Source organism: Pseudoalteromonas rubra, assembly GCF_005887095.1.
Taxonomy (GTDB): domain Bacteria; phylum Pseudomonadota; class Gammaproteobacteria; order Enterobacterales; family Alteromonadaceae; genus Pseudoalteromonas; species Pseudoalteromonas rubra_E.
Genome location: NZ_PNCI01000027.1, coordinates 118,239 through 139,905, shown reverse-complemented (window position 1 = coordinate 139,905; position 21,667 = coordinate 118,239). Strand labels below are relative to the sequence as shown.

Below are 21,667 nucleotides of genomic sequence, written 5' to 3'. Positions count from 1 at the left end.
ACACACAGGTGCTTGCTGTGTTATACTCGCTGCAATTGAAATTACTGAGTATTTACATTGCAGTTTATCGCCTTAACGTCTATCGGCATTGAAAACCTGTTGCTTGAAGAGCTTCAGTCTCAGGGACTTGAAGTCGTCAAACAAACTGTCGGTTCAGTTCGCTTTACCGCGGATAGCCTGGCAGTTCAAAAATTCTGTATGACCACGCGTTTCGCAACACGTGTGATGATGCTGATTGATGAGCACGAAAACATCAACAACAAAGATGACTTGTATAAATTTGCTCGCTTTCAGGGCTGGCAGGAATGGTTTGGTCCAAAACAGACGTTTGCGATTGAATTTAACGGCACTAACCGGGAACTGAAAAACACGCAATTTTCTGGCCTGGTGATCAAAGACGCCATTGTTGATTATTTTCAGGACCTTTACGAGCAGCGTCCATCAGTCGATAAGCAAGATGCCAATGTTCGCGTTATAGCTAAGCTCAATAAACAAAAGATCGCGCTTTATATCGATTATTCTGGTCCGCGTCTGTCGGACAGAGGGTATCGTACCAAACAGGGTAGAGCACCTATCCGCGAAAATCTGGCTGCCGCTTTGGTACAGCGCAGTGGTTGGCTGAGCGATACATCAAAACCTCTGTTTGATCCATGCTGTGGCTCAGGCACTTTACTGATTGAAGCTGCCAGTATGGCACTGAACATCCCTGCCAATCTGAACAAAGACTTTGCCTTCAAGCGCTTACCAGGTTTTCGTGACGCTAAATTTAAGGAACTGAAAACTGAGTTAAAACAGGCTCAACTGGATAAGCCCTTGTGGATCATTGGTCAGGATATTGATGTCCAGGTCTTGGACACCGCCAGAGGAAATGCGAAGCGAGCAGGACTGGAGGACGTCATTCGTTTTAGCGAAGGGGATGCCAGTAAACTGACCTGTGTTGCTAAGCGCCCGGGGACATTACTAAGTAACTTACCTTATGGTGAGCGTTTAGGGTCAATGGCGGAGCTGATCAACCTATATCGAGGTATGGGCGAGCGGTTTAAAAAGCATTACAAAGACTGGTCTTTGGCGTTACTTGGCACAGATGAAGCACTGTTTAAAACGCTGAAACTGTCGTCGAAAAAACGCTATAAGTTTAAAAACGGTCCGCTTGATGTGGCATTGTATCTGTATGACATGGACGAGCGTCAGGTGGCACAAAATGAACAGTCGGGAGCGTTGCATTTTGAACAATCTCGGGCGTTTGCTAACCGAGTGAAAAAGAACAGGCAGTCATTAAAAAGCTGGCTTAAAAAAGAACAGGTTCAGGCTTATCGCGTCTACGATGCCGATATCCCAGAGTATAATGTCGCAGTGGATGTCTATGGTGACAGTGCTGTAGTGTTTGAGTATGCTGCACCGAAAGAAATAGATGAGCAGATTGCAAATAAGCGCCTTCAGGACATCATTACCTTGACTGCTGAGACCTTAGACATCGACCCCAGCAATATAGCGGTTAAGGTACGTAAAAAACAAAAAGGCCAGGAGCAGTATAACGCGCTCAGTAAGCATAATCGGGTGCAAGTGGTTGAAGAGTTTGGCGCCAAGTTCAAAGTTAACTTGTTCGACTATCTAGATATCGGGCTGTTCTTAGATCACCGACTCGCCAGACGCTATATTCAGCAAAATGCCAAGAACAAACGCGTACTTAACTTGTTTGCATATACCGGCAGTGCGTCGGTCCACGCGGCACTTGGTGGCGCAAAAGCCGTGACTACCGTCGATATGTCTAAAACTTACCTGAAGTGGGCAGAAGAGAACTTCGCGTTAAATGAGTTGCGTAACCCACGTTTTAGGTTTGAGCAGGCAGACTGCCTCAAATGGCTTGAGCACGCACAAGGGCAATATGACTTAATCTTCCTCGATCCGCCGACCTTTTCGAATTCAAAGCGTATGAAAGAGGTGTTTGACGTTCAGCGCGACCATATCCAGCTGCTTGAATGGGTGAAGAAAATTCTTAGCCCGGGTGGTACCTTGTTGTTCTCTAATAACAAGCGAGGCTTTAAGATGGATGAAGTCGGTCTGATGGGATTGGGCCTTAAAGCGGAAAACGTATCAGATAAAACCTTGTCGCCGGACTTCAAGCGTAATAAACAAATCCACAACAGCTGGTTGATCACCCATGGCTAAACTCACATTATTTTATACTGACGGTTGTCATCTTTGTGAGCAGGCATATGAGCTGGTCCTCCGGTGTGTCACCAGTGACGCTGTCATACATAAGGACATAGTGGACGATCCTCAGTTGATGGCTGAGTATCAGACATCAATTCCCGTACTTAAGTCAACAGAGAGTGCCAGAACCCTGTTCTGGCCTTTTACAGAACAAGATATAAAAGAGTTGTTAAAGTAAGATGGATTTAATCAGAATTGCGAGAGCCCAGCTGGCTTTTGGTACTCACCCCCTGTTAGACCAAGCCGACGCGGTGATTGAAGCCGGAGAGCGGGTCTGTATTGTTGGTCGTAACGGCGCCGGAAAGTCAACCCTGCTAAAAGTGCTGGATGGCCAGGTTCAACTGGATGATGGAGAAATCAACCGGGTATCAGGGTTAAAAGTTTCACGGTTGGAGCAAGATCCGCCAAAAGGCGCACAAGGCAGTGTATTTGATTACGTAGCCGGTGGCCTGCCTGATATCGCTCAACTGCTGATTGACTATCACAATGTCAGTGAAGCCTTGCAGAGCGATCACTCGAGTAATCTTTTGAGTCGACTTGAGCGTTTATCCGCTGACATTGAAGCGAAAGATGCCTGGCGCTTTGAAAGTCGTATCAAGCTCGTTTTAACTCAGTTACAGCTAACCGCCAATATGAAACTGGAAAAGTTATCTGGTGGCTGGTTACGCAAAGTAGCTCTGGCAAAGGCTTTGGTGAGCGATCCAGATCTGTTACTGCTGGATGAACCGACCAACCACCTGGACATGAGTAGTGTTGAGTGGCTTGAACAGTTCTTGAAAGAATTCAAAGGCGGGATTGTTTTTATATCGCACGACCGGGCATTTATCCGCGGCGTTGCGACTCGTATTCTTGATCTGGACCGCGGTAAGCTTATCTCTTATCCAGGTGATTATGCTAAGTACCTGGAGCAAAAGGCGCACGATCTCAAAGTTGAAGAGGCACAAAACGCCTTGTTCGACAAAAAGTTAGCCGAAGAAGAAGCCTGGATCCGGCAAGGGATCAAAGCACGGCGTACGCGTAATGAAGGCCGTGTCAGAGCCCTCAAAGCACTGCGGGTAGAGCGCAAGCAACGTGTTGAGCAAGTCGGCAAGACTGACTTTAACATTGAATCAGCTGAACGTTCAGGCAAATTGGTGTTTGAGGCGCAACATATTGGCCATGCCTTTAAAGATAAACGCATAGTCGATGAATTCTCGACTTTGGTTATGCGCGGTGATCGGGTTGGCTTAATTGGTCCCAACGGGGTAGGTAAAACGACGCTACTCAAAATTCTCTTTGGTGATATTGCTCCGGATAAAGGTAAGGTTAAGCAGGGCGTTAACCTCGAAGTCGCCTATTTTGACCAGTATCGGGAAAAGCTGGATGAAGAGAAAACGGTTCAGGACAATGTCGCTGAAGGTAAGCAGGAAGTACAAATGGGTGGCCGAAGCCGCCATGTTCTGGGGTATTTGCAAGACTTCTTGTTCCCGCCAGCACGAGCGCGCACGCCAGTTAAAGCATTGTCGGGTGGAGAGAAGAACCGCCTGCTGTTGGCCAAGTTATTCCTCAAACCTTCAAACGTTTTGGTACTGGATGAGCCAACCAATGACTTGGATATCGAAACACTGGAGCTGCTGGAAGAGATCATCAACCAGTATCAGGGAACAATCCTGATTGTCAGCCACGACAGGGAATTTATCGATAATACCTGTAACAGCGTATGGGCGTTTGAAGGCGAGGGTAAAGTCACAGAGATTGTCGGTGGTTTTAGTGATTTTGAGGCGTACCGGGCGCAACGGCTTGAGCAGCAAAAAGCACTGGAAAAGCTCGACAAAGAGAAGCAACAGGCGAGCGATAACAAAAAAACCGCCAATAAAAACAAATCGGGCAAGTTAAGCTACAAATTAAAGCTTGAACTGGAAGCATTGCCGGGTAAAGTAGAGGCTCTGGAAAACGAGCTCGAAGAGCAGCAAAACCTGGTGAATTCACCGGAGTTTTTTAAGCAAGATCCTGAAACGACCCAAACCGCGTTGAACCATTTGGCTGACCTTGAGTCCAAGCTTGAAGCCGCGTTTGAGCGTTGGGAAGAATTAGAAGCATTACAGAATCAGTAGTAAGGATTGAAATGAAATATTCACTTATGGCCGCCAGTATTATTTTCGGCCTATCTGGTCAGGCAATTGCCGCGACCTACAAACTCACTGAATTACCAACCAGCGACATCGGCAAAATGCAATATGTCTCTGATGTCAATGAAAGTGGTGAGGCCGTTGGCTATGTGACAGGTTTGTTTAACTTGCCAGTAGACATTAGCTATATTAACTTTTCGGACACGTCGCTCACCGAATACTACAAACTCTACAAGGATGATTCAATAGAGAAAGGTGAAGCCATCGAATTCACCTTAGATGATATCGAAAATGGTGACGCGCTTTCAACAGATGCAGAAGCGCACACTTTTATGCTGAGCTATTTATCGTCTGGTGCGCAAAGTGCTAGCGCTGAATTCCAAAAAATCAGTTCTAAAGCAGGGCTCGAATTTACCGGCACCACTGCTAATCAGATTGACATATTTGATGTAGAGTCGCCCGACTATGCGGGACTGACACGTTCTGTCAGTAATGCAATGACTGCCATCGCGGCAGATGGCACTGTGGTAGCCTGGGGGTCTGCGCCTTTTAAAAAAATCACGTTTACCCCTGATGGAGAAAGTGAAGCAAAAACCTACTTTGTTCGTGACTGGCATGCGCGTGGATTAGTGATATCTCCAGGTGGCAAGCGTGTTACTCTTGAGCCCCCGTTTACTGAATATGGCGGCTACAGCATTGCAAATGATATAACCCTGACAGACGAAGGTAACTACCTGATTGTTGGTCAGGCCTCTGTAGGTTTACCTGAAAACAGCCAAACCACGATTACTGACAACTGTGATGATAAAGATGAACCTGAAGCGGTGTGTATCTGGCGTCAGGGAAGGGGGGTCTATGATTTGCGAGCTTATCAATGGACGTTGGATAAAGATTTCAATGTCATTGATACAAAAGATCTGGGTATTGGTCTGGAGCGTAAGGATGATGAAAACAACCCGTTCTATAGTTCTGCATTTGCCATCAATAAAGCAGGTATTGCCGTAGGTAAGTCCAGAGTCAGGATCGACGATAGCCTCAAAGCCTTTGAAGAGCCAGGCTATTATCAGGATGGTCAGTTTTTCACTTTGCGCGAGCATGATGACATTTATCAGGCAGGGTTTGCTGTTGATATCAACGACAGCAATGTGATTGCGGGATACGTAGGCAGGCAAAACCAGGGCACCTTATTCGACGTGACCGGGTATTACTACGACATGAATGATAAAAAATTTGTAGAGCTCCCTACCTATTTCAATGGCTCAGACACTGTTGTCAGAGATATTAATAATGCTGGATATATGGTTGGTGAAGGCGAGGTTGAGAAAAATGTTACTAGTCCTCGCACTGAAGGTTTCATTTTTAAAATCGGCGATGAGACGCTAACTAACATCAATGATTTACTACCTTGTAAAAGCGATGACTTTCCATATACCGTATCCGAAGCGATCCGCATCACGGATGACAATACGATATATGCAATTGCAACCAAAACGGTTGGAAAGCTAGACTCGCTGGGGAAACCAGATAAAGACGCGAATGGCAATGATGCATCAGAGTCAATCGCGGTGCCTGTGGTGCTGACTCAAACCGGTGGCACTGAGCTGGATCAATGTGTTGCGCCGGAAGCGGAAACTTATGAGCGCCAGTCAGCTTCTCTGGGCTGGTTGTCTTTACTTGCATTTCCATTGGCGTGGACGCGTCGCAGACGCCGCAAATAACACCTACCTGCAAGGCCCAGCCGTTTGCGGCTGCGGCCTTGTTATTTGCCTGATTTATCAAATAAGTACTTATAGCTACGTTTGGTCAGTGGAAACTGCTCACCCAACCCACACGCATTTCAATATCTATTTACGTTTTATCCGAGACATTCTATATAGCTGCACGTTCAAACGCAGCCAGTTCCCTTAATTGCTCAAAATTTAACGGATTTTTGTCGGTTTTGAGAGACACTCATCTGATTATGACTGACGATTGGCAGCGGTAAAAACGCTTTTTTTGTTTGATTTTTACTCTGCTTCTTTACTCATTGCAAGCGTATCTGATCCTCAAAAAAAGCTACGGATGAGAATGCGCCGATCCTAAAGTGCTAATTTATTTTATTTTAGCCATCCTTATGGCTGTTCTTACCAGTGCCGTTTGTAAACAATAAATTCCACTGAGGAACGTTCCAAATATATTGTTATTCATAAAAGTGCAACAAATAAATAATCTTCATAATAAACAAGGGGGTAACGGAATTCTAGTGTGTTCACAAGAATAGAGGGAAAGTAATAATGTACTAGAATATTATTTTCAACTAGTTACTTGTTATGTTTTTTTGCATCGATACACTGCCTCCACCTGCACCGATGATAGGAAATAACGCCATTTTCATTGATGTTAGGTTAAAAAGAAAAACAAGTGAGGATGCATTTATGCAACTAATTAACATAAAAAAACCAGCCGTTAAGCTAAGCGCAATAGCGCTGGCATTAACGGCACACCACGCGAGTGCGGCAGTGGATTGTAGTGGGATACCCCAGTGGCAGGCCGGACAGGTATATACGTCCGGCCATAAAGTGCAACAAGATAACGTTGCATACAGGGCAAATTGGTGGAACCGCTCATCACCTAAGCTGCGCTCCGGGCAATGGCAGGAATGGCACAAACTGGGTGCTTGTCACGGGGGGGAGCAACCTAACCAATCACCTGTGATTGACCTGAAGCAGCCGGATAGTGATATGAAGGTGACAGAAGGCGAAAAGCTTCAGTTTGTTTTCAGTGCACACGACAGCGATGGCGTCGTCAAGCAGGTTTCAATCTATCACAATGAGGTTTTGGTTAAGGTACTAGACCAGGCGCCTTATGTGCTCAACTGGAAGGCGCGTGTTGGTGAGCATGTTTTCCATGCCGTTGTGATTGATGACGAAGGTGCAAAGTCGGTATCGGCAAAGCGCTCAGTGCAGGTGACAGCCGTACCGCCGGAAGAAAAAAACACCGCACCTGTGTCACGTCTGACAGCTGAGTTACCCAGTGAACTGGAAGTTGGCAGTGCAGTTCGCCTCACATTGCGAAGTCATGATAAAGAAAATGACAGTTTAACTCAGGTACTGACGCTTAATGGTCAAGAGATTAAACGCACAGAGTTGACTGAAGCACATTATGAGTGGTCTGCTTCATCTGCTGGACGTCATGAGTTTACTTTGCAGGCAACGGACGAGCATGGCCTGGTGTCTGAGTCCATCCACCGTACCTTTGTTGTCAAAGAAGCTGGGGATGGTCAAACAAGTCAGCTGGACTGTTTACCGGCCGGTCTATATCGCACGCCCGGCGTAACCAGTGCCTATTGTGATGTATACGATAGTGAAGGTCGGGAGAAGATGGGTGCTGATCATCCACGGCGCGTGATTGGTTACTTTACCAGCTGGCGCCATGGTAAAAATAACCAGCCAAGCTATCTGGTTAATGATATCCCCTGGGACAAGATCACCCACATCAACTATGCCTTTGCCCATGTAAACAGTCAGAATGAGCTAAGTATTGGCGACCCTAAAGCTGAGGGCAATGCGGCAACCAATATGACCTGGCCGGGCGAAGCCGGTGCCGAAATGGACCCAAGTCTGCCGTATACCGGTCACTTTAACTTATTGAATCGTTACAAAAAGCAGTATCCACACGTCAAAACCATGATCTCCGTTGGCGGCTGGGCTGAGACGGGCGGTTACTTTGATGAAACAGGCAAACGCGTCAACAGCGGTGGGTTCTACACCATGACCACCCACGCCGATGGCAGTGTTAATCACGAAGGGATACAAGCATTTGTCGCAAGTTCTGTGACCTTCTTACGTCAGTATGGCTTCGATGGACTGGACATTGACTACGAATACCCGTCATCAATGAAGGACTCGGGCCACCCTGAAGATTTTGAACTCAGCAACCAGCGCCGTGCTGGCCTGAATAAGTCTTATCAGGTTCTGATGAAGTCACTGCGTGAAGCGCTGGACAAGGCGGGTGAGCAGGATGGTAAGCACTATATGCTGACCATTGCTTCTCCGTCCTCAGGCTATCTGCTAAGAGGAATGGAAACTTTCCAGACTGCACAATATCTTGATTTTGTTAACATCATGAGTTACGACCTGCACGGCGCCTGGAATGACCATGTTGGCCACAACGCGCCTTTGTATGACACGGGTAAAGACACCGAGCTGAAAACCTGGAATGTCTATGGCACCAGAGAATTTGGGGGAATTGGTTATCTCAATACAGATTGGGCCGTGAATTATTTCAGAGGTGCATTGCCTACCGGGCGGATCAACATAGGTATCCCTTATTACACCCGCGGATTCAAAGATGTGCGTGGCGGTGAAAACGGCCTTTGGGGGAGAGCACCTCTGCCGGATCAAAATGCGTGTCCGAAAGGGACGGGGATTGGCGAGAAAAACAAATGTGGTAATGGTGCCATTGGCATCGACAATCTCTGGCATGACGTTGAAAACGGGAAAGAAGTTGCAGCAGGTTCTAACCCTTTATGGCACGCAAAGAACTTGCAACACGGTATCAACCCAAGCTATCTAACCGACTATGGCCTGACACCTGCTACAGATCCGGATGATGTACTGCGTGGCGATTATGTGCGGCATTACGATGACATCGCTGTCGCGCCCTGGTTGTACAATGCGCAGAAAAAAGTCTTCCTCTCTATGGAAGATACCGAATCCATGCAGACTAAGCTCAATTATGTGGTTGAAAAAGGTCTGGGTGGCGTGATGTTCTGGGAGCTGGCCGGCGACTTCGACTACCATGCGGATAAAGGTGAGTACTTCATGGGCTCGACTATGACGAGCCTTGCTTACAACACCTTCAATCAAGATGGGTCCGACTACGCAACGACACAGGGTGATGCCGAGTTCGCGGTACCTGAGATGGCAGTTGATATTCGCTTTGATGCCAAAGATTTCCCGGTTGGCGATCAGAACTACCCGATCAGACCTACATTTGAGTTCACGAATCACTCGGAGCTGGACCTGAGCGGGGCAACTATCAGCTTCAATGTGCCAGTATCAACCTCTGCGATTTTCAAGTCCAACTGGAACGCCCGCAAAAAGCTGGGCATGAAAGTAGAGCATGATGCCAGCAACACACGCGGTAATAACATTGGTGGCTTTGACAACGAATTCCATCGTTTCTCTATTACCCTGAAAAACGAGTGGGGTGGCCAGCTGGAGTCGTTTAAGCCTGGCGAGACCGTGAATGCTCAGGTTATGTACTACATGCCGATCACGGGGCCCGTTAACTTTGTTATTGAAAAAAATGGTAAGCAATATGCCTTCAGTAGTGAATACCCCCAACTACCTGTAGCGAAAAAGTCGGACGACACATCCGGTGGTAATCCACCACAGGGCTCAAGTTGTCAAGGCGTTGAACTGAGTAATATCAACCAGTATCCCCAGTGGCCTCGCACTAATTGGGCAGGTACACCGAGCCATGCACTCGGTGGCGATATGCTGATCCATAACGGTTACGTCTACAAAGCAAAGTGGTGGACCAATGCAACACCGTCTAATGGTGGTGCCTGGCAGCAGGTTTGCTCGCTTTAATCCTCAAAAAATAGCGGTGGCATAACTGCCACCGCAGGAGATAACCCTATGAAATATAATAAAACCCTATCGGCTATGGCCGTGGGGATGACCTTGGCTGCTGCCAATCAGGCGCTTGCACATGGCTATATGGACTTTCCGAAGGCCCGTCAGGCGATTTGTCAGGAGCAGGGCGGTTTCTGGTGGCCAAAAGATGGTTCCAAAATCCCTAATGCAGCTTGCCGTGCCGCATTTTTGAAATCCGGCCATGTGCAGTTTATCCAGAAGCATGAATTTGCCGTCAATACAGCAGAGTTTAACGATCAAAGTGCGGTTGAGGCGAACATTCCCGATGGGACTTTATGCCATGCTGGCGATAAAAATAAAGCCGGCATGGGTTTGCCCTCAAAAGACTGGCAGAAAACCCCTGTGACGGTCGATGGTAAAGGGCAAATCAAGATCCGTTATCGCGCCACAACGCCGCACAACCCGAGTTTTTGGCAGTTCTATCTGACCAAGCCGGGTGTTGATTTTGAAAACAAAGCGCTCAGCTGGGCTGATCTGGAGCTGGTGCAAAGTCATGGCAATATTGACTTTTTTATGGCACCCGACGGTAAACGTTACTACGAGATGACAGTGGCCATTCCTGACAAGTTTTCAGGCGATGCTGTCCTGTATAGTCGCTGGCAACGGGATGATGTGGTCGGAGAAGGTTTTTACAACTGTAGTGATATTACTATCATCAGAGACGCTGACCCCCAGCCGCCACAAAGCTGGCATAGCGCCGGGTATTATCTGCGTCAGGGGCAGCAGGCCAATATTGGCGACACGGTCTGGCTGCGGGCGTTCGACGGCAACGGCAAAGAACTTATACAGGAAAAGCTCACCATTTCTGAGCAGCGTCTTGCCGACTGGCCAGCGTATTTTGCGACTCAGCTCAATGAGGCGTTTGCTGCACTGATCCGTATTGGGGTGCAAGATGAGCATGGCAATATTCACTTTGATGCAACCAATCTGGCGAGCAATCAGGTTTTTGTGAGCGACCAGGCGCATACCTTTAATCTCAGTGTGGTTGCAAAGCCTGTGAATACACCACCGACAGTGCATACCCCGGCCGTATTGACGGTGCAAGAAGGACAAAGCGCACATTTGCATGTGCATGCCTTTGATGACCAGCAAAGCAGACTGGATTTCGACTGGCAGTTGCCTGCCCAGATCAGTTACACCGGCAACGGCGCAACCATCACAATCACGGCCCCACAAGTAGATAAAGACACGCAATTTAGCGGCAAAGTCACTGTTTCCGACGGGCAACTTAGCACCTCAGTCAATCTAGTCATTGCCGTGACCAACCAAAATGATACCCCGGCGCCGCCTGATAGTGATGCCTGGCAGGCGGATAAGGTCTATACCGGCGGAGACATTGTCAGCTTTAACGGCAGCCAATATCGCGCCAAATGGTGGGTTCGCGGGCAACGTCCCGATACAAGCCATGCCTGGGAGCGCATTGCGTCACCTTCTGAACCAAAAGACCAATGGCAAGCCTCCGTGGCTTACGCCGGCGGCGCAATTGTGCGCTATCAGGGCGAGCGTTATCAGGCGCGCTGGTGGACCCGAGGCCAGCAACCTGGCAAACACAGCGTGTGGAAAAAACTATAACAATTTAAGAGGAAAAAACATGTTTAACTATTTGATCAGTGCGGCTGCAGTCGCATCAGCTTTATCAGTAGCGACAGCTGTCGCCGCACCATCAACCCCCAGTATTAACTGGAAACCGCAAAACTACTCCTTTGTTGACGTCAACATTTACGGCAGAGGTTCCTACAAACAGCTGATCCAGGCCAAAGAGGTGGTCGATATCGCCATTGAATGGAATGCCTGGTCAGGCAAGGGGGGTGACAGTTACAAAGTGTACTTTGATGACAAGGTGGTCAATGAAGGTAAACTGGCGAAAGGCACCACCAGCGGGGTGATCCGCTTCCCTTATCATAAATCAGGGCGTCATGAATTGCGTATTGCATTGTGTGATGCGTCGGGCTGTGCCACCTCTGCCAGCAAGCCTATCGTGATCGCGGATACCGATGGCGGACACCTGGAGCCGCTTAAGCTGAACGTCAACCCCAATAACAAAAAGTATGACACCGACCCCAATACAGTGGTAGGTGCCTATTTTGTTGAGTGGGGAATATATGGCCGAAACTTTGATGTGACCCAGATCCCGGCAGATAACCTGACCCACCTTTTATATGGTTTTATTCCGATTTGTGGCCCGAATGATTCGCTGGCTGAGATAGAAAATGGCAATAGTCTGCGCGCTTTAAAGCTGGCCTGTGGTAGCTCTGAAGACTATGAAGTGGTGATCCACGACCCCTGGGCTGCGGTGCAAAAGGCACTGCCTGGGATCAGCAGTAAAGATCCAATTCGTGGCACCTATGCGCAATTAATGGCGCTGAAACAACGCAACCCGGATCTGAAGATCTTGCCTTCGGTGGGGGGCTGGACTTTGTCAGACCCATTTTTTGATTTTACGGACAAAGCAAACCGCGACACCTTTGTGAAGTCAATGCGCGAGTTCCTGACCACCTGGAAATTCTATGACGGCGTGGACATTGACTGGGAATTCCCCGGTGGTGATGGTGCTCACCCTGATTTGGGCGCCAGCACGGATGGCGAAACCTATGTGTTGCTGATGAAAGAGCTCAGAGAGATGTTGGATGAGCTGGAAATTCAAACCGGTCGTGAATACGAATTAACTTCAGCCATTGGTACTGGCTGGGACAAAATCGAAGATGTTGATTATCGCGACGCTGCGCAGTACATGGACTACATCTTTGCCATGACCTATGACTTTTACGGTGGCTGGAACAATGAGACAGGCCACCAGACTGGCATTTACTGTGGTTCACACCTGAGTTCAGATGAATGCCGGGGCACGGGTGTTGATGAGCAAGGTGAGGCAAGAAAAGGTCCTGCTTACACACTGGACAATGCAATTCAGTTATTGCTTAAGCAAGGTGTTCCCAGCGAAAAACTGGTCGTCGGTGCAGCCATGTACGGACGTGGCTGGGAAGGGGTATATCCAAAAAATGCCAAAATCGCCGATAACCCGATGACGGCACCAGCCAATGGTAAGTTGCGTGGCAGCACGTCACAGGGCGTTTGGGAAGCGGGTGTCATTGACTATAAGGGCCTAAAGGCGCACATGATTGGCAGTGGTGAGCAGGGCATTAATGGCTTTGAAGTAGGTTATGACACCACAGCTGAAGCGGCCTATGTGTGGAATCGCGATACCGGCACCCTGGTGACCTATGATAGCCCACGTTCGGTCAAAGCCAAGGGTCAGTATGTCCGTGAACACAATCTGGGTGGTTTGTTTGCCTGGGAAATTGATGCGGATAATGGCGATATTCTCAATGCTATGCACGAAGGTTTGGCTGGGAAAGTGACTGAGCCAGTACCTGTGAACAAAGCACCCATCATCACTATGCCGGCTAACCTGACGTTGGCGGCGGGTGACATCTATATCCTTACTGCCGACGCGCGAGATCCGGAAGGTAAGGCACTGACGTATCGCTGGTCAGGCGATGCTCAGCTGAATCTGCAAAGCGAGCATGACAGCGTTATCGTGGCGGCGCCGAATGTCACTCAGGACGCGGTGTTTACGGTCACCTTGCAGGTTTCTGATGGGGTGAACCAGGTACAGCGCCAAGTCAAAGTAATGGTGAAAGCCCCTGAGGTTGAAAACAAAGCACCAGTTGTTGGAGACATAGCGAGTATTCGCCTGGATGAAAAGTCCAGCAAAACGCTGACTGTGGGGGCCACTGATCCAGAAGGTAAAGCTCTGAGTTATCAATGGAATGTGCCGGGTCATGCAATCAGTGGTCAGGGCGCGTCTGTCACCCTGATCGCCTCTGAAGTGGATAAAACACAGACTGTGACCGGGACTGTGACCGTCAGCGATGGCGTCCATGAAGTACAACGTCAATTCAACGTCACAGTAAAAAATCTGACTGAAACACCTGAACCGACCCCTGGTGATGGCAACACCACCTGGGATGCCAATAAAGTGTATGTAGGCGGCGACAAGGTGTTTTACAAAGGTGTGGAATATCGCGCTCGCTGGTGGACACGAGGTGCGTTGCCTTCCAATGGCGGTGTATGGCAGGAGATCATCCCAGACGATGGCAAAGTACGTGCCTGGCGCAGTGACCTGGTTTATACCGGCGGTGACAAAGTAACACATGGCGGCGAAACCTGGCAGGCACGCTGGTGGACCCGTGGTCAGACGCCTGGCAGTAACGGTGTGTGGCGCAAGCTATAAATTAATTGGCTGTTACGGATAACTCCCGTGAGCGCAGGGATGCGCTTCTAAAGATAAATAAAAACAACGAACAAAAAGAGTAAAATCATGTATAAGTTATCACCCATAGCTTCTTTTCTCGCTGCAGTGAGTGTATTTGGTGCTACTGCAAACACCGCACCGATCAGTGTCCACAGTAACAAACAGCTGGAATCTCAGCTGATTGAACAGTTGCAGCAGTCAACGCGCTTTTTCCAGTCCCGTCAGGCAAGTACTCAGCCAGACTTTGAATTTAAAACCCACAGCCGCAGCGAAGATGGCAAGCACCTGCGTCGCAGTCAGTATTACCAGGGAATACGGGTACACGGTGGTGAAATTGTGACCCATCATGATGCGCAAAACCTGCTCAGTGTGTGGTTTTCCCCGGAGGGGAATATCACGGGTGTCAGTGGCTCAGTGGTGCCGGCGCCTAAGCTGGATTCGGTTGTGGCGTCAATTGATGAAGCGCAAGCTTTGCGCAGCGCAAAAGCCAGTATCCCGAACCTTTTGCTGACTCAGGACGAACAGATTGAGCTGGTGGTGTACCCCTATCATAATGGGTTCAGATTGGCCTATCGGATTAGCTTTTTTGCTGAGACAGAGCAAGCACCCAGCCGACCGGAGTTCTTTATTGATGCCCATAGTGCAGAGGTATTGAGTCATGTTGAAACACTGACCCACGGCAAAATTGGCACAGGTCCGGGCGGCAATGAGAAAATCGGCCGCCACTATTATGGTGAGGATAAGCCAAAGTTTTATGCCACAGAGCGTGAAGATGGGCGTTGTGCCCTGGCACATGAGGATATTCGCGTTATCGACATGGAACACGACATCAGTAATACAGAGACCTTTGTGTTTGATTGCCACGAGAACCAGCATAAGTCAGTTAATGGTGCCTATTCTCCACTCAATGATGCTATGTATTATGGTAAAGCAACACTGGAGATGTTTGATGACTGGTACAGCAGCCGCGCACTGGAAGGCGATTTGGTGATGCGTGTTCACTACCGTGAAAATTACCTGAATGCATTTTGGAATGGCAAGGAAGTAACGTTTGGAGATGGCAACTTGTCTCGTTATGGCGTGTATCCTTTTACATCACTGGGTGTGGTCGCCCATGAAATTGCCCATGGTGTGACGTCACAAAACTCAAAGCTGGCGTACCGTAGCATGTCCGGCGGTGTAAACGAAGCGTTTTCAGACATGACGTCGGAGGCACTGGAGTGCTTTTTGAATCAAAATGCCGATGGCAGCTGCGAAGTAGACTGGTTAATTGGCGCCAGTATTTTCAAAAACCGCACAGCATTGCGTTATATGGATGACCCAACCAAAGACGGCGAGTCGATTGGTCATGCGGATGATTACACCATAGGGATGGATGTTCACTATAGCTCTGGGGTGTTTAATAAAGCATTTTATCATCTGGCAAACACACCCGGTTGGGGCGTGAAAAAAGCCTATGAAGTGATGTTGCATGCCAACAAGCACTACTGGGTTTACAACGGCAATTTTGAGTCGCTGGCTTGCGGGGTAACAGATGCTGCCGAGGAGCTCGGATACGACATAAAAGATGTTGGCGAAGCGTTTAAACAAGTGGGGGTCTTTGCCTGTACAGAAAATAAAGCACCAGAAATCACCATAACGAACCCGGGTGAGGGGAGTCGCTTTAAGATTGAGTCAGAGTTGACCTTCAGTGCTGATGCAAAAGATGACTATGGTGAGGTTGCAAAAGTGACCTTTATGGTGAACGGTAAACAATATCGGACATTGACCGCTGAACCTTTTGAGGTGCGCTGGCAAAGCGGTGAAACCGGTATCTATCAACTCAGTGCTGTCGTAGAAGATAACGAAGGGCTGACAGTCACCTCAGAGCCTGTGCAGTTTACTTTAATAGACCCTGCACAATGCCAGACTCCTCAGTGGAGAGAAAACCAGGTCTATGTGCAGGGCAATAAAGCTGCCTTTGATGGCTATGAATATATCGCCAAATGGTGGAACCGAGGCCAGAGTCCCGAGCATAACTCGGGTTCCTGGGGCGTATGGCAGCGTGGTGTTGAGTGCGGTGTCACTCAGGAGCAGCCAAATCAGATACCTGAATTGGCCTTTTTATCACCAGACAATCACCTCGAAGTGAGTGAAGGCACTAAGGTCGCGGTGGCATTAAATGCAACCGACAGAGATGGCACAATTAAACAGGTACTCGTTAGTGTCCATGGGCAGTTGCTGACTGAGCTTACTCAGGCACCTTATGCATTTAACTTTGATGCAAAACAGGCTGGAGAGTACACCCTCAGTGCGGTTGCCATAGATAACAAGGATGCCCGCTCCGCGGTGGTAACACGCACAATCAAAGTGAATGCAGCAAAAAGTGAGGCTCATGCACCAGAAGTAACTTTGAATAGCCCTAAAAATGGCAGTGAGTTTGCCCCGGAGCAGCCGATAGCACTGCAGGTCAGTGCCTCTGATAAGGATGGCGACCTGGTTCAGATCCGGTATTTTGTTAATGGCAAACAGGTGGCCAGCAGTCACACAAAGCCATACTCTGCTTCGGTGACTCTGAACGAAGTGGGTGCCTATGAGGTATATGCGGTGGCCAGCGATAAGGGGGGACTGCAAACTCGTTCAGCCACGCACAAGATAAGCATCAAAACTAAGACACCGCAATGTCGGGTTGGTGCCTGGTCCGCCAATACGGTTTATACCGCTGGCGATCAGGTGAGTTACAACGGGCGATTGTTCCAGGCCAAGTGGTGGACACGCAACCAGAATCCGGCCGACAACGCCAGCCGCTGGGCAGTGTGGAAAGTGATGGGGGCATGTAACTAAACTAATATAGGGGCCTGATCGGTCAATGACGTCAGGCCCTCTTTTTTACAGTGAAAAAGCCAGCCAAGCCCTTAAAAAGGCCTGCACAATCACAACCAGAGTATGGTGTTTTATTGCACAAAGGGTAACATTTAATAACACATAAGCCATTGTTACTCATACATATCCAGATACAATATGACGCACTTGCAGTTTAAGGACAACACATGATGAGGATAAAAACACTGGGTGTACTGGCGCTATCGGGCATGTTAACAGGCTGTGGTTCAGGCAGCGACGGAACGACTCCCGGGCCGGATTTGCCTCCTCAACCCAGCGCGAAAAAATCCAACACAGTCACCGAAGGGTTTGAGGTTCGCATATACAATCGACTGGTGGAACAAGACGCGCAAAACCCTGAATATAATCGAGACACTCCGTATCAGGCAGCTGAGGAAGTGACCTATCAGGACATTGTTTTTGGTCTGGATACTCAAACGATGTCGGTCACAGCGGCATCCTGGCTTGATATACCGCACTCGTTTTCTTTGATCACAAAAGCCTATGCTTTGTCGCCCGTGCCGCCTCAAACAGAAGAAAACATCGTCTCCATTGATATTACTTCAGCCACAGACTTTAGCCAGGCCTATCCGTCCGGTAGCAATCTAAATGCACTATTTTCGGTAACTTACGCTGATGCACTGAATAAGTACTACACCTACAAAAACGAGACGAAAACGTTTTTTACGGTTGCGGAGTATGTGCAATATGGTCAGCTTAATGGTGGGCTAAACGCTGGGTTTACACGCAATCTGGTGTTGAATACCGGGCCAGACTATCCAGCGAAGATGACGTTTTATATCGAGATTGAGTTGGATAATGGCAAAATCTTCTCCCTTGAAACGCAAGAGGTTACCTTCAAGCTCGCTGGTGAGGAAGGGGTAACTGAACCCTAGCCCTTATTAAATGGGTTCGCTGGGGCGTCAGAGCGTAATCTTAGTCTCACAATTGCAAAAGCCGGTATATAGAACCCGGCTTTTATTTTGGAACAAAACGTACATTTCTGTATATTCAGTTAGTATTGCTGTACTACCTTAACGGCATCCGTTACCGCGTCGGATGATACAAAACCAATTGTGTCTGGGTTTGCTGAGACCATCTTGAGCACTTCCGCATCATTTGATACTTCTTTGGGTGGCGTTCCTTTGCCGGTAAAAATCAGTTTTGACCAGTAAGCTTTGAGCTGCGCAGACGACTTACTGAGCGCTTTGTTATTAAACTCATCGGTGACTGCATTTCCGGCTTCCTGTGAAACCGGGATAGCTTTGTTTCCGTTGGAGAATGACTTCTCTTTACCTGTAAATATACGCTTAATTGTTGAGGTATCGAAACTACTGTCATTGCTGGGATGAACTACAACGGATACGCCGGCAAAGGCATTCAGCGCCGACGACAATAACACTACACCTATTAATTTTTTCATGTCATTTCCCCTAAAAAACTAAATCAATACCAAGCGTGAGTGATTCGCTGTCGCCTGCGACTGCCAGTGCTGTGGAGTCGTCCTCGACTTTGTCGTACTGTACCTTAAAGGCGGCTGATGGATGAAAATCCCATCTGACCCCTACGGCACGGGTGTCGTGTTTTTCCGGGTCGTCACCATCTTTTTGCTCAAAGTTGGAGTACATAATATAGGGAGTGATACTGTCAAAGCGATAACCGGCGCTGATCATATAGGTATCCAGGTCACCATCCAGATCGAGGCGGTTAAATTCAGATAAAATAAAGACATTACCAAAGTCAGCATTAGCGGCCAGACCATAAAACTTACCATCTCGCGAATCCGAACCATTCCACATTTCAGGTTCACCGTTACGGAAGCGTTTGTTGGTGTAGCGCATATGCGTAAAGCGCAGCTCTAGCCAGTCGTAACTGAGTTGTACTACTCCACCTAAAATGTCCTCCCAGATTTCGCGGGTTGGCGTCTGGAAGAAAAACTCAGAAAGGAGTTTGTTTTCGGTGTCATCCTCGCGTCCAGTATAGACGTTGGCAGATACCCCCCAGTCACCAATTGAACCGCTATATAACAGGTTGACCCCTTCATAGTTAAAGATTTGCCAGGTGTAGTTGTCAGCAGGGGCTCGCATCCATACATAGGCGTAACCCACGTCATAAAAGTCAGAGTAGTAGAATAATGGCAGACGCTTTTTACCGGCTTGCAGTGTCCAGCTGTCGTTAATGTCGTATGAGACATAGGCCCATTCAAATTCGGCATCATAGTCATTGGCACCGCGGGCAACGATCTGTCCCGTGACGCTTAACCCCTCACCAAGATCGCCGCTGACCTGTAATCCGATTAAGGATTCCGGCGAGAGTGAAAAGTCTTCTTTATAGGCACTGACTATGGGGTAATCGGCTAAAAAAGTGGGCTCCAGGCCAAACTGAGGCACGCCCGACCCACTTAGGACCTGACCTCCTGTGATACTGGCAAACCCGGATATGTTGACCTCGGCATGAAGCGCTGTCGACGATAAAGCTGCGACCAAGAGAGTAAATTTTAGTTTCATGGATAGCTCCGCTAAACTCGTGTTATTGGCACGGCTAAGTATAGTTAAATATGCGAAAAAGAAAGTTTTATTGAATAAATTACGAACAGCGCTAAGCTTTAGCTTGATGGGTGTATGTTAAAGTGGTAGGCGCAAGGAGTCAGGCTGCCTGTTGTACATCAGAATCGTTTTTACGCTAATTTAGCGTCAGCTTACAAGGTGTGATATGTCGATACTGTCTGGCTTAAAAAACTTAAGTATTTCTAAGAAAATACATGCTCTTACCGTGGTCGCCGTTGCTGCTTTTGTTGTTCTGGTGATGATCAATTATACCTCTTTGCTTGAAAATCAACGTTCTTTGGATGAACTGGAAAACCAGACTTACAAGCTGCTCATTTTAACGTCTAAGAATGTCACCACAATGCAAGTCATTGACGAAACGTATACGCAGTCAGTCACCTTTGGGGACGCTGAATTGATCGAAAAGGCCCAAAATATGAGTGCTGAGTTACTCGATAGCCTACGTCAGATACCTGCGTTAAATGATAACTTTCCGACCGCCTCTACCATAGATGACATCAGAGCCTATGAGACCATCGCCAGAAATATTGCCAGTAGTATGCTCGATGGCACCGCTGACTTTTCGACCCTGCCACAAAAAGCAAACCAAAAGAGAGACCTGTTTGAAGGCGTGATGCAGCGCCTTAGTGATGATCAGAAACGTGCCGATGCACGCTTTTTTGAGCTGGTGAACAACACCAAAATGAATGCCGATAGTGCATTGGGAATGATGTTCATTGTCGCAATCGTTTCTTTAATCATCGTGATTATTCTCGCCGTACTGATTGCAAAGGGGATAAGCTCAGCGGCCAAAGAAGCGGCCAGCAACCTACACTTGCTCGCCGAAGGAAAGGGGTCACTCAGCTCGCAGCTAACGGTACACTCAGAAGACGAAATTGGTCAGGTTTCAAAAAACTTTAACTCTTTTATAGGGTTACTAAGAGCAACTGTGGTGGACGTTGTTGCCGTAGTTGAACCTTTGACCAAAAACTCGACGCGACTGGTAGAGGGCATGCAGTCTGCAGAGCATGCAACGCAAAGACAGTCCAGTGATGCCGAAGTTGTCAGGCAATCAATGGAAGAAATGAAACAGAGTGTGGGAGATATTTCTCAGTCGGCTGCCAGTGCATTTCAGGCTGCTGAGCTGGCCGAAGGTGCGGTTGATGAAAGTATGAAGCAAATCGATGTGTCGGTTGCTCAGTCGCAGGAACTCAGTGCGGAGATCAATAAGGCCGCCAGCACTATCAACAAACTCGCGGACGACACTCAGAATGTCACTCAGATCCTGAATGTAATTACCTCAATCGCCGAGCAAACGAATCTTTTGGCGCTCAATGCAGCGATAGAAGCCGCCAGAGCGGGTGAGCAGGGGCGTGGATTTGCGGTAGTCGCTGACGAAGTACGAGAGCTGGCTTCGCGGACGGCAAAATCAACCAATGAAATACGTGAGCTCATTAATGTGCTGACCGTGGCGGCATCCGATTCGGTAAAAGCCATGAACAGTGCGCGGGATATGGCAACCAACAATGCGGAGGCCGCGCAAGCTACAGGCGCATCTATCCAGTTAATCTCAGAGCAGATACTTGCTATCAACGGGATGAACTCACAAATAGCCACTGCCACCGAAGAGCAGACCTCCGTTGCTGCTATGGTTGTGACCAACGTATCTAACATGCATAGCTCGTTTGAAGAAACCATGACGGCTCTGTCTCAAGTTGGTGATGTGGCCCAGAATCTACATAAGCTGTCAGACAACTTGCTCAGCTCAACGTCTAAATTTAAGGTGTAACACAAACAGCAGCGAGCAGTGACTGCTTGGGTGGCGTCATTGTTCACTTCTTAGGTGTGTTCCCTTTTTTTGGGGGGGATGTTTTGGCAGTGTTTAGCGATCTCCGTCGGTTTCGACTTGTGCTGTTACTTTACTGAGCATATCACCTTACATGTTTGTGTCTGTATTCGAGTAAAAAGCTATCGGACGCAAGTCTTAGTTCAATAAATGTTGATAATTGATGTAAGCTTTGACAAAAGCAGACGTAACTG

The 21,667-nt window shown here is 48.2% G+C and carries 12 protein-coding genes; 10 read left to right on the top strand and 2 right to left on the bottom strand.

The window, feature by feature from the left end:
* Window positions 1-57: 57 nt before the first annotated feature.
* The 9 genes from rlmKL to CWB99_RS12505 all read left to right on the top strand — a co-directional run bounded on the left by rlmKL (window position 58) and on the right by CWB99_RS12505 (window position 17,977).
* Window positions 58-2,169, top strand: coding sequence for a bifunctional 23S rRNA (guanine(2069)-N(7))-methyltransferase RlmK/23S rRNA (guanine(2445)-N(2))-methyltransferase RlmL (gene rlmKL, locus CWB99_RS12545; protein WP_138550603.1), 2,112 nt, complete (start codon window positions 58-60; stop codon window positions 2,167-2,169).
* Entirely contained in the window at window positions 2,162-2,392 is a 231-nt protein-coding gene (locus tag CWB99_RS12540) for a glutaredoxin family protein (RefSeq protein ID WP_138550602.1), read from the top strand. Before rlmKL ends, CWB99_RS12540 begins: the two co-directional genes overlap by 8 nt.
* Window position 2,393: 1 nt before the next feature.
* Window positions 2,394-4,307, top strand: a complete 1,914-nt coding sequence (gene uup / locus CWB99_RS12535; protein WP_138550601.1) for an ATP-binding cassette ATPase Uup — start codon at window positions 2,394-2,396, stop codon at window positions 4,305-4,307.
* Between the two features lie 11 nt (window positions 4,308-4,318).
* Window positions 4,319-6,040 (top strand): DUF3466 family protein, encoded by a 1,722-nt coding sequence (locus CWB99_RS12530; RefSeq protein WP_138550600.1) that lies wholly within the window; start codon window positions 4,319-4,321, stop codon window positions 6,038-6,040.
* A gap of 696 nt (window positions 6,041-6,736) precedes the next feature.
* On the top strand, window positions 6,737-9,898 hold the full coding sequence (locus CWB99_RS12525) for a glycosyl hydrolase family 18 protein (protein WP_138550599.1): 3,162 nt from the start codon (window positions 6,737-6,739) through the stop codon (window positions 9,896-9,898).
* A gap of 48 nt (window positions 9,899-9,946) precedes the next feature.
* Window positions 9,947-11,536 carry a lytic polysaccharide monooxygenase gene (locus CWB99_RS12520; RefSeq protein ID WP_138550598.1) on the top strand — a complete coding sequence of 530 codons (1,590 nt, stop codon included), beginning with the start codon at window positions 9,947-9,949 and terminating at the stop codon, window positions 11,534-11,536.
* 19 nt (window positions 11,537-11,555) lie between these two features.
* On the top strand, window positions 11,556-14,198 hold the full coding sequence (locus CWB99_RS12515; RefSeq protein ID WP_138550597.1) for a glycosyl hydrolase family 18 protein: 2,643 nt from the start codon (window positions 11,556-11,558) through the stop codon (window positions 14,196-14,198).
* Between the two features lie 87 nt (window positions 14,199-14,285).
* A complete protein-coding gene (locus tag CWB99_RS12510) occupies window positions 14,286-17,042 on the top strand; it encodes an Ig-like domain-containing protein (protein WP_138550596.1) in 2,757 nt (918 codons plus the stop codon).
* Window positions 17,043-17,248: 206 nt separating this feature from the next.
* Window positions 17,249-17,977 carry a hypothetical protein gene (locus CWB99_RS12505; protein WP_138550595.1) on the top strand — a complete coding sequence of 243 codons (729 nt, stop codon included), beginning with the start codon at window positions 17,249-17,251 and terminating at the stop codon, window positions 17,975-17,977.
* A 119-nt stretch (window positions 17,978-18,096) separates the two neighbouring features.
* Here the strand turns inward: CWB99_RS12505 and CWB99_RS12500 are convergent, their stop codons facing one another.
* Together CWB99_RS12500 and CWB99_RS12495 are read right to left on the bottom strand one after the other, a co-directional pair.
* Window positions 18,097-18,504, bottom strand: coding sequence for a phosphate ABC transporter substrate-binding protein (locus CWB99_RS12500; protein ID WP_138546131.1), 408 nt, complete (start codon window positions 18,502-18,504; stop codon window positions 18,097-18,099).
* A 10-nt stretch (window positions 18,505-18,514) separates the two neighbouring features.
* Window positions 18,515-19,588, bottom strand: a complete 1,074-nt coding sequence (locus tag CWB99_RS12495; RefSeq protein WP_138550594.1) for a porin — start codon at window positions 19,586-19,588, stop codon at window positions 18,515-18,517.
* A gap of 205 nt (window positions 19,589-19,793) precedes the next feature.
* Between CWB99_RS12495 and CWB99_RS12490 the strand changes: the two genes are divergently transcribed.
* On the top strand, window positions 19,794-21,416 hold the full coding sequence (locus CWB99_RS12490) for a methyl-accepting chemotaxis protein (protein ID WP_138550593.1): 1,623 nt from the start codon (window positions 19,794-19,796) through the stop codon (window positions 21,414-21,416).
* Window positions 21,417-21,667 lie beyond the last annotated feature (251 nt).

What these genes read in the sequence shown, in the direction of transcription:
- uup (WP_138550601.1), top strand. Translation starts at nt 2,394, where the DNA reads ATGGATTTAATCAGAATTGCGAGAGCCCAGCTGGCTTTTGGTACTCAC.
- CWB99_RS12510 (WP_138550596.1), top strand. Translation starts at nt 14,286, where the DNA reads ATGTATAAGTTATCACCCATAGCTTCTTTTCTCGCTGCAGTGAGTGTA.
- CWB99_RS12540 (WP_138550602.1), top strand. Translation starts at nt 2,162, where the DNA reads ATGGCTAAACTCACATTATTTTATACTGACGGTTGTCATCTTTGTGAG.
- CWB99_RS12500 (WP_138546131.1), bottom strand. Translation starts at nt 18,504, where the DNA reads ATGAAAAAATTAATAGGTGTAGTGTTATTGTCGTCGGCGCTGAATGCC.
- CWB99_RS12525 (WP_138550599.1), top strand. Translation starts at nt 6,737, where the DNA reads ATGCAACTAATTAACATAAAAAAACCAGCCGTTAAGCTAAGCGCAATA.
- CWB99_RS12530 (WP_138550600.1), top strand. Translation starts at nt 4,319, where the DNA reads ATGAAATATTCACTTATGGCCGCCAGTATTATTTTCGGCCTATCTGGT.
- CWB99_RS12520 (WP_138550598.1), top strand. Translation starts at nt 9,947, where the DNA reads ATGAAATATAATAAAACCCTATCGGCTATGGCCGTGGGGATGACCTTG.
- CWB99_RS12515 (WP_138550597.1), top strand. Translation starts at nt 11,556, where the DNA reads ATGTTTAACTATTTGATCAGTGCGGCTGCAGTCGCATCAGCTTTATCA.
- CWB99_RS12495 (WP_138550594.1), bottom strand. Translation starts at nt 19,588, where the DNA reads ATGAAACTAAAATTTACTCTCTTGGTCGCAGCTTTATCGTCGACAGCG.
- CWB99_RS12505 (WP_138550595.1), top strand. Translation starts at nt 17,249, where the DNA reads ATGATGAGGATAAAAACACTGGGTGTACTGGCGCTATCGGGCATGTTA.
- CWB99_RS12490 (WP_138550593.1), top strand. Translation starts at nt 19,794, where the DNA reads ATGTCGATACTGTCTGGCTTAAAAAACTTAAGTATTTCTAAGAAAATA.